The organism is Microvirga sp. KLBC 81, from assembly GCF_003075415.1.
Lineage (GTDB): Bacteria > Pseudomonadota > Alphaproteobacteria > Rhizobiales > Beijerinckiaceae > Microvirga.
On the sequence record NZ_QDAH01000057.1, the window covers coordinates 17,784 to 30,727 of the forward strand.

The window sequence follows — 12,944 nt, forward strand, 5'->3', positions numbered from 1 at the left end:
GACCGGATCATGTGAGCTCTCCGGCCCCGGAGTAGCAGCCTCAGGCGCATCTGAGGTCTGGTGAGGCAAGCCAATCGATGGCGATGATCACACCAGCGGAAGCAGCTCTGGACGATAAGTTCTAGAGCATCGGGGGAACCGAAGGTCCGCGCCAGCGCCCCGCACGACAGCGTTAGTGAAAAGCGGATCCGGTTTTCCAATGTCGACGACCCGCTGTCCTAGAAAGGAAGCATCGGACCCGAGAGTGCAGGTCCACTCTCGGGTCCGATGCTTTAGGAATTGACGCGATTAAGGACGGCACCGATAACGTTGGCCCCGACGCCTTTCAGCGCTTTCACCGCAGATATGAGTTCGTCGGTCGTAGTGCGGCCGGCTTCGACGACGATGACGATAGCATCGGCGTGTATCGCGCCAGCTTTTGCGGAGCCCCCCACGCTAAGCGGTGGCAGATCTAGAAGAACCTCGCCTTCCTTCTGTGCATAGTCGATGACCCGCGCCATTTCAGGAGCGCCCAAATAGGCCAAGTGGTTTGCACGGGAGCTGTGAGAGCGGGCCGGGATCAGAGTAATTCCATCGAGGTTCGCGAAGGTTGACTTGTCCACGGATGCGCCGGTCGCAAGCATATCGGCCAGAGAAGCCTTCGTGAGAGGAACTTGGTAGCTCAGACCGCTTCCTATGCGGTGGATGTCTGCATCGATTAGCATCACGTTGCTGCCGCTCTCATAGAGGAGATAGGCTAGGTTGGTGCAGAGCAGAGTGCATCCCGCCTGAGGGTCACATGAGACGAATGCAACAGTGTGATTGCCGTCGCGCCGGTCTAATGTACGAGGCAAATAGATAGATGTACGCAGGTCGCGAATGGCCGCTGCAAAGGCGCTCTCAGGCTCCGAGGATACCAGTGAGCGCATATCTGCTTCCGAGAGGCGTGTGGAGCCCTTGCGGCGGCTCGCCTCAGGCACCGTCGCCAGGCAAGGAATTCCTGCAGCGTTCGTGAGACTCTCAGGGGTGCGGATCCGGCGATCACGAACACTTCCGAACGCTACGGCGAACATGCCGCTGATCAAGCCAAGAAGCCCACCAAGCGCAATAATGAGCCCCGTGCGCGGAGCTGACGGGCCGAGAGGTTGGAGCGCAGCCCCGATCACACGGGCATCCGCATCTGGCGTCGGCGCATCCGGGAGGGCGCCTGCAGCAACTGCTCTCGCAGCTGCCTTTGCTTGAGCGGATAGAGCATTGACGCGCCCCTGGATGAACTCTCCGCCCTCCCGGGCTGCATCGGATTTGAACGCGATCGATTGCCAGAGGTATGCCGACACGATCGCATTCGCAACGCGTCGAGCGAAGGTTGGATCCGACGACGTGTACGATACCTCGACGACATAGGCCTGACCGATGCGTCGCACGCCGACCCGCTGTGCGAAGTTGATGAAGGCTATTTGACGGATCTCCTCTGCGGTGGGCGCACGTGTAGGCAGCATGCCCAGCATAGTCTTGATGCGTCCATGCAGCTGTCCAATCAATCCTGGTGATTGGAATGAGAGTTCAGGGTGCGTCGCAAGAGCTAAACTCTCGAAGACATTGGCCAGGAGGCGCTCAGACCGGATCACTTCGAGTTCGGTTTCAGCTCGGCTTGTATCGAGCGCGGGTGCCGACACGGCATCGTTCCCAGAAGCAGGGGACTGACGTTGCGGCTCAAGTACGAGAGTCGCTGTTGCTGTATAGGACAGCGGGATTGTATGTGCATAGAAGGCTGCCAGCCCCACGCAGATCGCAATCCAGGCAGTCATTAGCAACTTGTGCCGCTTGGCGGTCGCGATCACCGCTCTTGCGAGAGCAAGCGGGCCGTCCTCTGAGGTCTCCGGTGGATCATCAACGACGGGCCAACCGATAGGAGTGGAACGCTTTCCGGGTATGATTCCTCTGTACATGATCACTTCCCTGCTGTCGGCCTGATCGCCTCGGCGCGCTCAGGTTCAAGGCGGCCACGCAATACATCAGCGATTCCACGGAGATTGCCCCGTAGTCGGCCCCGCCGATCGATGAACGGTTCTGGACGCACTGCACGTGCCAGATTACTTGAAATATTACGAAATAGATGGTCGGCCACCTGCCCCAAGGTGATTGTCCCTTTGCGCAGCATGTATATTGGGTTGACAATTTGGGAGTAGCCGAGTCGATCCCCTGCGACACGGCCGCTTTTAGCTCCCATATGTACGCCTAGGGCGGTCGCGCATTTGACGAGTCTACCTCCCCGTTTAGCAAGTGCCGCACCAAAGTCACGATCTTCAAGCCAGCCATAGAGTACCAAGCGCTCGTCAAATCTCAGTTCGCCAACGGCCGATAGTCTAAATGCCATGTTGCACCCGTACGGGCTGAACGGCTCCACATATAACCGTCCATCCTCGACATTGGCCGATTCCACGATGTGAACAGCCTCGGTGAAAGTTAAGCCGGGACCCTTGATCCCGTCGGCGAGGACGTGACCTGTGAAGCCCACGACGTCGGGCTCGTCCCGAAAAGTTTGGGCCGCGGCCGCTAGCCATCCGGCATCCGCCACAAAGTCATCGTCAAAGAACGCCACAACATCAATGCCGTCCGGCAATGCCGCTAGGGCCGCATTTCGTTGCGCGGCCAGCCCTGCTCGGCCGGTCACGACCGTGACTCCCGGCAGGAGAGCACAATCGCCGGTATCTTCCGGGTCAACGCACGAAACTATCAATGTCGCCGGTGTCAGGGTTTGGGTCTCAATGAGACGACGCACTGTAGCCGTCACGATCTCTGGCCGCCCGCGTGTTGCGACAATAACCGCAACCTTGGGGAGCAACGAATCGTCTGCGCGGCAATGGTTTGAGCGAGAGAGCGGCTTGTGCATGAGTTCAATGTAACCAGCGGCCGTTGCCGTCCAGGAAAACAAACGCACGCGTTCTTTTCCCCGCCCGGCAAGATCTTGCCGGAGGGTCGGCGACTCAGCAAGCCTACGCACGTGCCGGATCCAGGCGGCAGGATCGTCAGGCGGCGCCATCAGAGCCGCATCGCCGCAGACTTCAGGCATACTGGCACGGTCTGAAGACACAACGGGGCAGCCGCGTGCCATAGCCTCGAGGATGGGAAGGCCGAATCCTTCCGTCCATGACGGAAAAACAAGACATATGGCTCGCTCTAGCAAGAAGGCCAAATCATGATCGGTGACATAACCCATCATCTTGACATTGGGAGCAGATTGCAGAGCTTCTGGAGCAAAGATATCGGCACCCCCGCCCGCGATGACCACATCGAGACCGAGTGTCGCAAACTCCGGGGCGGCGTCGAGGATAAGCCGCAAGTTCTTGTGACGTGCTCGGGATCCCAGGGCGAGGACAAAGCCGCGATCAGAACGATCACAGGCGCTGTTTAGGACGGAACGGGCAATGCGAGCGAGCGCCGGGTCCCATGCGAGAGCGTGCTCATGACCATTCGGCAGAACAGCGATGTCTGCAGCTCGAACCGGGAGATGCTTGGCAATCTGCTGTGCAGAAGCAACTGAGACGGTCGTTATCCTGGCAGCGCGTCGAGCCAGAAGTGGTTGAAGGCTGCTATATGAAGTGCGGAAGGCGGGACCATAACTGTCCGGTGCGATAAACACATTCGCATCGTGGATGCATACGATCTGGTCCGTTTTGAGGGCGGGGGCAGTGTTGCAAAGATTGAGTAAGCGCCGATTCCATTGCGCGGGAAGTACGATTTGTTCCCACACATGTCCGGAGAAGGGTCCCGCCTTGACAAGCGGCATTGTCGCCAAACCGGGATCAGTTGCCTGATGTGGAGCGATGATTGGTGCCGTAGCGCCTGTTTCTGAAAGCGCTTTATCTATAGCCGTGACCACGTTCCTCGCATATCGCTGCACTCCCGTCACAGGCTGAGCCAAGAAACGACCATTGACTCCAAAAGCTGCAGTCGTACTCATCTCATTGTTCCAATAGTCGCCCGTGCACGCCCACAGTCCTACTTGCTGCGCCAAACTCCGGCTCTGCAGAGGCTAAGCCGGCAAGGATGTAGAACAACAAACCCTGGTCGACCGTTGGGCTCGCCATGAGGTCGCCGACAAGAAGGCTGAGACAGGCGTTACGCGCGGCCAAACGAACATCGAATGGGAAACTGCGCACGGTTCCATGCCGACGCCTGAAAGCCGATGCCGTAAAGAGGCCATAAAAGATCAAGCCTGGCAATCCGACATTGGAAAGCAACGCGAGAAGAATGCTCGACGTGCGGCTGGTTCCAAGGCCTACGCCAAATCCCCACGAGTCGAAGAAATTCTGCAGGGCAAGGGTGTTCCAGGAGCTTCGCTCTATGCCCGAATGCGTCGTCGACTTATTAAGAACTACGACATTAAAGTACTCGCGAATTGTTGCTGAAGTCTCAGCGTCAAGTAGCACGACAATGAGGGCCAAAAGCACCAAGGGCGGAGCGAATAGTGCAACCGCGGCACTGTTCCGCCGACTTGCATGAAGACCTGAGGACTGCAATGCTGTGACGTAAAGCATCAGCATTACCGGGAATACTCCGGCAAGGCCTGTTGACGATGTCGACAAAACAACCAAGCCAAGCGAGATGAGAGCGAGGGGGCCGGTCCACGCGGAGTAATGTCCACATAACCACAATGTTCCGGTAAAGCCGAGGGCCCCAAGTGTGGAGCGCGCGAAGGACGACGCTTCCGTGAACGAGCCGACAATACGCTTCAATCCGGCCACTTCCTCCTCGTGGTGGAGGGTGTACCGAGCGTTTCTCATGAAGTCGAGAACACGTTGGGTCTCCGTAGCGTAGGTGCCGAGATCCAGAAATGCGAATAAAGCGTTGACTGCGGCATAGGCAATCAGGGCCTTGGTAACAGCCTCGAAACCGCCGCGAGTTGAAGCAATCGCTACAATCATCGTGAAGCAGGCAAGATTGGCAGCTAAATAGACGCTTTGGGTGAGATTACTCGACACTGGACCTAAGGGCACGACCTTGCCAGCATATTCCGAGGTGCCGAGCGGGACGATGAAAGTGCTGCCAGCCAAAAGACGCGGCAGCAAAAAGCCGCTTATCACGCCATAGAACACTAGACAGGCAAGCCAGAATCCTGGCTTCGGTGGAGTGATGGCCTCGATCGCAGCAGCCGCCTCTCGGCGGTGGGTGAACGTGACTGAGGCCACAAAGGCAAGGAAGAGGTGGGCTGGCTGAATGTTGATCGAGCCGATCAGTATAGCGGCGGCAGAGCCCAACAAGGTAGTCACGATCAAAACAGAGGAAGCAGCGCGCTGGCCAATCAGCATGCACAGCACGCCAATGGTGATGGTAGCAAAACCGATAGGCTCAATCATGGTACAGCACCCACGGATGATCGAAGCTCGATATCATCGCAAACCAATTGAGATGCGATTGTTCGTCCGTTACGAGGCAAGGTGATCTCCAGATATGGGGAGTTGTCCCTCCTAAGCTTGATCCGTAATGAGGCGAACCGACAATATGGAGAGGCTTTAGCACCATCCTCAGGCCGCCGCAGAAGCAAGGGAGCGCTGTACAAATTCGGCCATGGATGCCTTGAAAACATCTTTGCCGAAAATCCGCGATCGGGCCACCGCATGCGTGGGGTCGAGACGGGCGTTCTCGCATCGATCTACCGCGTCCAGCAGAGCCTCGACCGTTTGCTCTCCAAAGAACGTTCCCGTCACTCCATCAACAACAGTTTCTGTCGCCCCGCCGCGCCCAAAGGCGACAACGGGACGGCCGCTTGCCATGGCTTCGATCGGAACGATCCCGAAATCCTCCTCACCGGGAAAGATGAGCGATTTGCAGCGAGCATAATGATCGCGCAATACGTTGAAGGGTTGGTGGCCAAGAAACGTGACCGTGGGACCGGCTTTGGCTCGAAGCTCAGAGAGCATTTCTCCTCCGCCGATTACCACCAGACGTTGACCAGACCGGCTGAATGCTTCGACGGCTAGGTCGGGACGCTTGTACCGGACGAGCTCCCCGGCCATAAGGTGGAATTCGCCAATTTCATCTTTCGGTAAGGGTGAAAAGCTTTCGACATCGACAGGCGGGAAGATGACGTCAGCTTCTCGCCGCCAGTATGATCGTATACGCTTGGCGACTGTTTTTGAGTTTGCCGCAAAGGCATCGACGCGGCTTGCTGAAGAGACATCCCAAGATCTTACATAGTGCAAAAGCGGCGCCATCAGCAATCGGCTCAGTCTCGACGACTTCTCCTGATAGTCATGAGACATATTCCACACGTACCGCATCGGCGAATGACAGTAGCAAAGGTGCACTGCTCCCGCCGGAGGGATCACGCCTTTGGCTGGTCCGGACTCTGAGCTAATGATCAGATCGTAGCCGCGCAGATCGAATTGCTCGAGCGCCATCGGCATCAGGGGCAGGTAGGACTTATAGAATCTGGCCGGACGGGGAAACCGCGACACAAAGCTCGTCTCGATGCGATGCCGTTCGATCGTCGGTGAGACCGCTCCAGGAACGTGCACGTGCGTAAAGAGGTCCGCATCGGGAAACATCTCACAGAGAGCTTCGATCACTTTCTCTCCGCCGCGCATTCCGACAAGCCAGTAGTGAATAATTGCGATCTTCAATGTGCAGACCTCGTTCTCCTGTTGCAAGCCTTTAGGTCCGAGCTTGCAGCCTCACCTATGGAGCGCTGCTCAAAACTGGATCTGGCAACGGGCAGAAGTCATTGTGGTGAATTGAGCGTACCGTCGATCTAACAGGACAGCCATGCATGAATGTCTTAAGCGCCGAGCTCTGGGACTCGCAGGACCATGCCGGGGCAATCCCTAGGAGAAGACGGGCTCGTTCAGGATGGCGATTGAAGCTCATGGAAGAAGACTCACCTCGAGGTAACGGTCGATTCATTGGCTGATCAGGGCTGAGCCTAGACGCATGAGCGTCATATTAAAGCCACCGACCTGTTGCGGCGCGATGACAAAGTACCGCTCTATTCTGCCAAGACCAGAATTGAATAGCCTCCGAGTAGCCTCACCGTGATGTCCTGATTGACTGCGTACATCATCTTACGCGGCAGTCGCATAAGGCGGCTACTGAACGCCTGATTGGGGAGTTCGAGGCGGCTGGCCGTGTAGCAATGATCAATAACCCTGTACCCGCAATCTCTGAGGGTGGCGAGTGCCGTTTCCTTGTAAAAATAGTGCAAGTGGCCAACGTTGCTTCTCAGTTGCAGTATGGGCCACGATCTCACTATTGATTGAGCGGACAGATCCAGGGGAATGTGGAAGATCTTGTATTTGCCAAATGGCCTTACCGCCTTCACGAAGGAGACGTAATCTTCTACGTGTTCAATGACGTCGATTGCGAGCACAATATCGAAATACGATCCGCGCTCTTCGAGAAGGTCAGCAAGGTGGAACTTTGTATTGCACGTTTCCTTCTGCTTCGCACGATCGAACGCATGAGGTGAGATATCGTATCCTGACAATTTGGCGTTAGGAAAAGCCATTTCCAGGTTCAACAGGACTTCACCTGTCCCGCACCCAACCTCGCAGACAGTGTCGAAGCCAATCGTGTGTTTCTTGATCATCCGCTCGATCTGACGTGCTTTCCAGGGAGCATCTTCCTCATGCCACGTGGGATTTTTGGTAGCGTACACATCGCCTTCATAGATTTCTTTCATCTTTGATCCTCGTTCTCCCGCCTGATCACGAGCATTGTCAGAAAAAATTTGGACAACTAAAAAAGCCTGGCACCAATCTATAGGTCACTATAATCTATAGCTAGCAAGAACATGTGACTGCTAAGGAGTAAGCCTTTGGAGTAGGATGACTATGCTAATGAAGGGGATTGCTTGAGAAGAGGATATCGATAACGTCTTTCCGGATAATCTGCGCTGCGAACCTATAACAACTCAACGCTCCAGCGCAGGGGAGTCCCCAGGTCCAGTTGCCTATCTGATATCTAACATGCGGAGTCGCGCGATTGCTTGTTTCAGTTCTTCACGAAAGCACTGGAGTGCAGAAGCATGTTGAGCTGCGAGGTCTGATTGGCCGCATAACATGGCGACCGCGCCTTCGCCCATCCAAATCTGACAATTCGAATTGAGGGCAGGAATGGTGCGCCTTGCAAAGAACGTTCTTTCCGCTGTTGCATACGCGGGGTATTTGGCGGCAGGAAAGGCTCCTCTCCGGAGAATTCTTTTCGACTCGATACGCCTCAGTCGCCCCGAGGCTGAACGTTTGATGCAGATAGAGGAAATTCGCTTCCTGTCTTATCTTTTCCACAATAGGCAGCAATCGAAATCGCAGATCCTTCAGGATCTATGGGTGTGCTACGAACTTGGCGAGCGGCGAGGCGGCTACTTCGTCGAATTCGGGGCCACCAACGGGCTTGTTAACAGCAATACCTGGCTACTGGAAAAGAAGTATGGCTGGAAGGGGATACTGGTTGAGCCCAATCCCGTGTGGCATTCGGACCTTGCATCCATCCGCAGTTCAGTAATTGATCATCGTTGCGTCTCATCCAGCACGGGGAAAACGGTTACTTTCCTGACAACTGACGATGCCGATCCAGAGTTGAGCTCCATTGCCGAGTTCGCGAGTGGAGATCACTTCGCGGATGTCCGCGCAAGGGGAGTTGGAATAAGCGTCGCGACTGTATCCCTCAACGATCTCCTCCTGGAATACGGTGCTCCATATCAGATTGATTACATATCGATCGACACCGAAGGTAGCGAGTACGATATCCTCTCGCATTTTGATTTCTCTAAACATGTATTCAGCCTCATTTCTGTAGAACAGAACAAGAAAGCAGAGGCAAAGATCGAGGCCTTACTGGCTCGAAACGGATATGTCCGGGTCTTCAGGGAGTTTTCGCACTGGGACGGCTGGTATGTTCATGCAGAGCTACACAACAGGCGAAAGCTCTGGACGGAAGCCGAGCAGAACCAGGAGAGTAAAGTCAGCGAGCCACCCAAAGTAGCCTGACTGCAGGCTCAACACCGTAACGGACGCGCCGCTATGGAATGGAGAATGCATCAGCAGTCAGGTTAGGACAGACGGATGTCGGCTGACCTGAAAGTCACTTTCAGCTACGAAGGCAAAAGGCTCAATTCATGCGTATTCTCCATCTCCTTAATCATACGAGACGACTGAATGGGCACGTTCACGCTGCGATTGATTTGGCGTGCGCTCAGGTGAGCTCGGGCCATAGTGTTGCGATTGCAAGTGGAGGTGGTGACTTCGACGAATTCCTTGCTGCCAACGGTGTCGAGACTGCGATTGTGAATCATCAACGGCGGCCTGCAACGTTATTGACGTCCCTCGTCGCACTGTATCGGAAGGCTCTTGAGTGGCGTGCGGATGTAGTCCATGCTCACATGATGACGAGTGCCGTCCTAGCATGGCCAGTATCCAAACTGCTGCGAATTCCTTTAATCACGACCGTTCACAACGAGTTCCAGAGAAGTTCAATCCTCATGGGCCTCGGCACGCGTGTGATAACAGTAAGCGCAGCTGTCGGCGAGTCTATGCAGAGGCGAGGGGTCCCTAAGTCCCGAATCAATACTGTTTTAAACGGAACGATTGGATCTGCTCGGTTCGAAGGAAAGGACCGCACGCCCCGCCGGCTCGATTCTCCGGCCATAATCTTTGTGGGCGGCCTACATCCTCGGAAAGGTATCCTCGATTTGTTTAAGGCCTTTGCCATCGTTCACAGCCGATATCCTGAAGCGCGCCTGTACGTCGTTGGTTCAGGGCCGCATCACGATGAATATGTCGATATGGCAAATTCGATGGATTGCGCCAATGCCATATCCTTCATGGGTGCACAGGATGATCCGTTCCCATTCATGCTGGGCGCTGACATCTTCGTCTTACCGTCACATGCTGATCCGGCGCCTCTCGTGCTATCAGAAGCACGCGAAGCAGGATGTGCAATTGTGGCAACGGACGTCGATGGAATCCCAGAATTGCTAGAGCATGGACGCGCAGGAATTCTCGTTCCACCGCGTGATCCAGCAGGGTTGGCGGAGGCTCTCTGTTCTCTCATTGGTGATTCCATTCAGCTCCAGGTCTGGAAAATGAGCAGTCAAGTTAATCTTGATTATTTGCGAATTGATCGTGTCGCTAATGAAACTCTCGAGGTCTATGCAAGCGCCTGCCGAGAGATAGATGGCAGCTTGCCGCGCGCACTAAAAAAGCGAATTTCCTAGGCTCTCACCGAATCTACATGGGAAGTCACTCTATTGATGGCAGGGCAAACGATGGTGGCAATTCATCTGATGCCACTGATCCTTAGAGAGACATCGCTGATGTCAGATGATGGCGTGAGTAACACTCGGATCGTATCGCACAGATACAGAGATCCGCTTCTCAAAGACAAGACGATCAGAAACGTCTAGGGGTTGAGTTGCCAACATCTGCCGCCGCCCCTGCGGGAGAATCTGAATGAGGCGTAATAGCAGTATTTACCTGATCGATGCGGCAGAAGACTTCGACCTGATCTCCACCGACGTCTTCGATACCCTATTGCTAAGGACAATCAGATCCGAGAGATCGCGGATCATGGCGGCTGAGAGCTTGTTCGCTAGCGCACTTGCGCGGCAAGGTTGGCATGTGTCTGCGGATTCTCTGGTGGACATACGGCTCAAAGCGCAGTGGCTGGCTTTTCGCGCATTAAGCGTCGGTAATGGCGCAGGTGAAGTAAAACTTGCCGATGTCATACGCCGTCAATTGAACATTCTTGGAATTCCAGATGCCTTTGTGGCTGTGCGGATGCAGATAGAGCTGCAGGTTGAGAAAGACTCCCTCCGGGCCAATGAAGCTCTCGGAAATCTCCTACGAGCACAGCGGCGTACTGGCAAACGGGTTATTGCGATCAGCGATACTACTTTGCCTTCGGACGGCGTCCGCGAGCTAATCCATCACTTCCACGGGACTGATGTTGTCGACCACGTATATAGCAGTGCTGATTACGGAATGACAAAACGTGGCGGTGATCTGTTTCCTGCTGTCGCAGACGCTGAAAAGATTTCAATAGGCCGGATGCTCCACATCGGGGATGATATGCTTGCCGACGTGTGTGTTCCACAGTCCTTAGGGGTACAGGTTCACTATACGCCTCGTCCCTCCTATCGCCGGTATCTGCGCTCTGCAAATGGTGCGGTGACAGAGACTAACCGTTTTCTGCGCAGGAATAGGCGCACTGCAGGGGCGACCAGAGTAGCAGACCAAGATATGGTTGCGTTCGGTCGGAGTGTCTTTGGTCCAATCGTTGCACATTTCTGCATCCTGATCTGGCTCTATGCTGCTCAGGCAGAAGCGACCCAAAAGCCAGTGCTTTTGTTCTGTGCCCGAGGTGGAATTGGCATTCGGGAAGCATTCGAGCGGGTATTGGTGAAACTGGGTCTGCCGCTGAATGCACGGCGCGAAAACATCATGATTTCTCGTCTCGTCGCGGCAAGAGCCGCGCTGGTGACGCAGAGTAGCGCGGCAGTCGAGGAGCTTGACCGTGAGTTCCGAGGTGGTGTCTTCGCGGATGTTGCTCGAGCCCTTGGCGGGCGCCGTTATAAACTCCAAAAAGAGTGGCAGGAGCGCTTCCAAGGGCGAACGTTTCTCACATTGCTGCATAGCGATTCTGGAGCAGAAGTCTTAGCGGATGTTCGTAGGCAGAATGCATTATTCACCCGCCATTTCGACCAGCTCACCAATGGATCGGATCGTCAGATCTTGTGCGATACCGGACTCTATGGCAGCACGCAGCGCCTATTAGCCAGCGGCTTCCCTGATGCTTCATTAGAGACCATCCAATTCGCCCGCTCAAACTATAAAGGCCACAGTGAAGAACATTTCCCAAAGGTGAGCGGCCTTCTCGTTGAGGAGAATTTTTACAGTCCGGCTAATGTCCACACATGTGTTCTAAGATACTGGCATTTGATAGAGAGCCTATTCGAACCGAAGATACCCTCTGTGCGCCTGTTCGAAGAGGGTGATAGAGGGGAAGTAATAGCCAATTGCGGTAAGATTGACCTCGGGACGGTCGATCCATCAAGTGGTAATCAGCTTCTTTCTGGTGTACTTGCTTATATAGATGCTCTGCCGGAGAAGAGCGGGGCTATCGTACTCCGCGATGCGGAAATCGCCTGGCAGCGTCTCAAGCAGGCTATCACGAGCCCGACTGACGCCGCGTTAAAGTCTCTCGAGGTCGGCGTGCGTTCCGTGGATTTCGGACGTTCCAATGTAGTCCAAGTTTTGAGTGTTCTACAGGGCAGGAACTTCTCCTCGAGGCTTACGTCGGTCAAGCAGCAATTGTGGCGTGAGGGTGCAATCGCGCGCGAGTTCCCTGTCCTGAAGCATGCCTTATTGCCGCTATGGGGATCTGCGCAATCCGTGCGAGGTGTTGTAAAGCGCTATTGTCGGTGAGTGGATGCTTGATCAGCAGAGCGTCCGAGGTCGCATGACAATGGATCCGAGGAACTCGAACTGTCCTATTGGGAAGGATCCGGTCTCTCGGCCGCTTGCTAATTGATACCGCTTGGCGTGTACGCTGCCTCATTCAGGGACTTGGAACCGGCGCGGGTCTACCTATGGAGGGACCAGGAGGTCCGTTATGCGACCCAGGATCGACCTGCGCAGGACACGGGGAGAACCGGCTCTCCAGGCGCGTGCTCACGTCCGACACCGACATTCTCGGCCTGTGCTGCCTAGTCTGGAACAGGCTCATCGACCCACCCTGGAGATCAGGTTCGCTGCCTGCGCGACTGGAAGTCGGGACCAAAACCTCGGGTGCGGGTGGTCGGTAGCCTAGGGATGAGTGAAGGCGCACCGTGTTGTAGGGCCGGCGCCATTTCTCGATGATCACCTTTGCCTCCTCCAAGGTGTAGAAGATGGGACTGTCGGAATTTCCGTGTAAGGGCCGGGTTCATCAAACCGGCCTGAAGCGGCCGTCGAAGAGAATGGCGAACT

The 12,944-nt window shown here is 55.3% G+C and carries 8 protein-coding genes and 1 pseudogene; 3 read left to right on the forward strand and 6 right to left on the reverse strand.

What is annotated here, in order from left to right:
- Positions 1-272: 272 nt before the first annotated feature.
- The 5 genes from DC522_RS24615 to DC522_RS24635 all read right to left on the reverse strand — a co-directional run bounded on the left by DC522_RS24615 (position 273) and on the right by DC522_RS24635 (position 7,660).
- Positions 273-1,928 (reverse strand): Wzz/FepE/Etk N-terminal domain-containing protein, encoded by a 1,656-nt coding sequence (locus tag DC522_RS24615; protein WP_116531243.1) that lies wholly within the window; start codon positions 1,926-1,928, stop codon positions 273-275.
- Between the two features lie 2 nt (positions 1,929-1,930).
- Positions 1,931-3,943, reverse strand: a complete 2,013-nt coding sequence (locus tag DC522_RS24620) for a glycosyltransferase (RefSeq protein ID WP_116531244.1) — start codon at positions 3,941-3,943, stop codon at positions 1,931-1,933.
- A 1-nt stretch (position 3,944) separates the two neighbouring features.
- Complete coding sequence (locus tag DC522_RS24625) at positions 3,945-5,339, reverse strand: hypothetical protein (protein WP_116531245.1); 1,395 nt, start codon at positions 5,337-5,339, stop codon at positions 3,945-3,947.
- 168 nt (positions 5,340-5,507) lie between these two features.
- Positions 5,508-6,605, reverse strand: coding sequence for a glycosyltransferase (locus DC522_RS24630; protein ID WP_116531246.1), 1,098 nt, complete (start codon positions 6,603-6,605; stop codon positions 5,508-5,510).
- Between the two features lie 362 nt (positions 6,606-6,967).
- On the reverse strand, positions 6,968-7,660 hold the full coding sequence (locus DC522_RS24635; RefSeq protein WP_116531247.1) for a bifunctional 2-polyprenyl-6-hydroxyphenol methylase/3-demethylubiquinol 3-O-methyltransferase UbiG: 693 nt from the start codon (positions 7,658-7,660) through the stop codon (positions 6,968-6,970).
- A gap of 433 nt (positions 7,661-8,093) precedes the next feature.
- Here DC522_RS24635 and DC522_RS24640 point away from each other — a divergent pair, with 433 nt between their 5' ends.
- The 3 genes from DC522_RS24640 to DC522_RS24650 all read left to right on the forward strand — a co-directional run bounded on the left by DC522_RS24640 (position 8,094) and on the right by DC522_RS24650 (position 12,401).
- Positions 8,094-8,966 (forward strand): FkbM family methyltransferase, encoded by an 873-nt coding sequence (locus tag DC522_RS24640; protein ID WP_116531248.1) that lies wholly within the window; start codon positions 8,094-8,096, stop codon positions 8,964-8,966.
- A 128-nt stretch (positions 8,967-9,094) separates the two neighbouring features.
- The gene (locus tag DC522_RS24645; RefSeq protein WP_116531249.1) at positions 9,095-10,192 is read left to right on the forward strand and encodes a glycosyltransferase family 4 protein; all 1,098 of its coding nucleotides are present in this window, start codon (positions 9,095-9,097) and stop codon (positions 10,190-10,192) included.
- A 235-nt stretch (positions 10,193-10,427) separates the two neighbouring features.
- Positions 10,428-12,401, forward strand: a complete 1,974-nt coding sequence (locus tag DC522_RS24650; protein ID WP_116531250.1) for a hydrolase — start codon at positions 10,428-10,430, stop codon at positions 12,399-12,401.
- 334 nt (positions 12,402-12,735) lie between these two features.
- Here the strand turns inward: DC522_RS24650 and DC522_RS24655 are convergent.
- A pseudogene (locus tag DC522_RS24655) lies at positions 12,736-12,867 on the reverse strand (integrase core domain-containing protein); the annotation flags it as partial.
- Positions 12,868-12,944 lie beyond the last annotated feature (77 nt).

What these genes read in the sequence shown, in the direction of transcription:
- DC522_RS24620 (WP_116531244.1), bottom strand. Translation starts at nt 3,943, where the DNA reads ATGAGTACGACTGCAGCTTTTGGAGTCAATGGTCGTTTCTTGGCTCAG.
- DC522_RS24650 (WP_116531250.1), top strand. Translation starts at nt 10,428, where the DNA reads ATGAGGCGTAATAGCAGTATTTACCTGATCGATGCGGCAGAAGACTTC.
- DC522_RS24635 (WP_116531247.1), bottom strand. Translation starts at nt 7,660, where the DNA reads ATGAAAGAAATCTATGAAGGCGATGTGTACGCTACCAAAAATCCCACG.
- DC522_RS24615 (WP_116531243.1), bottom strand. Translation starts at nt 1,928, where the DNA reads ATGTACAGAGGAATCATACCCGGAAAGCGTTCCACTCCTATCGGTTGG.
- DC522_RS24625 (WP_116531245.1), bottom strand. Translation starts at nt 5,339, where the DNA reads ATGATTGAGCCTATCGGTTTTGCTACCATCACCATTGGCGTGCTGTGC.
- DC522_RS24640 (WP_116531248.1), top strand. Translation starts at nt 8,094, where the DNA reads ATGGTGCGCCTTGCAAAGAACGTTCTTTCCGCTGTTGCATACGCGGGG.
- DC522_RS24645 (WP_116531249.1), top strand. Translation starts at nt 9,095, where the DNA reads ATGCGTATTCTCCATCTCCTTAATCATACGAGACGACTGAATGGGCAC.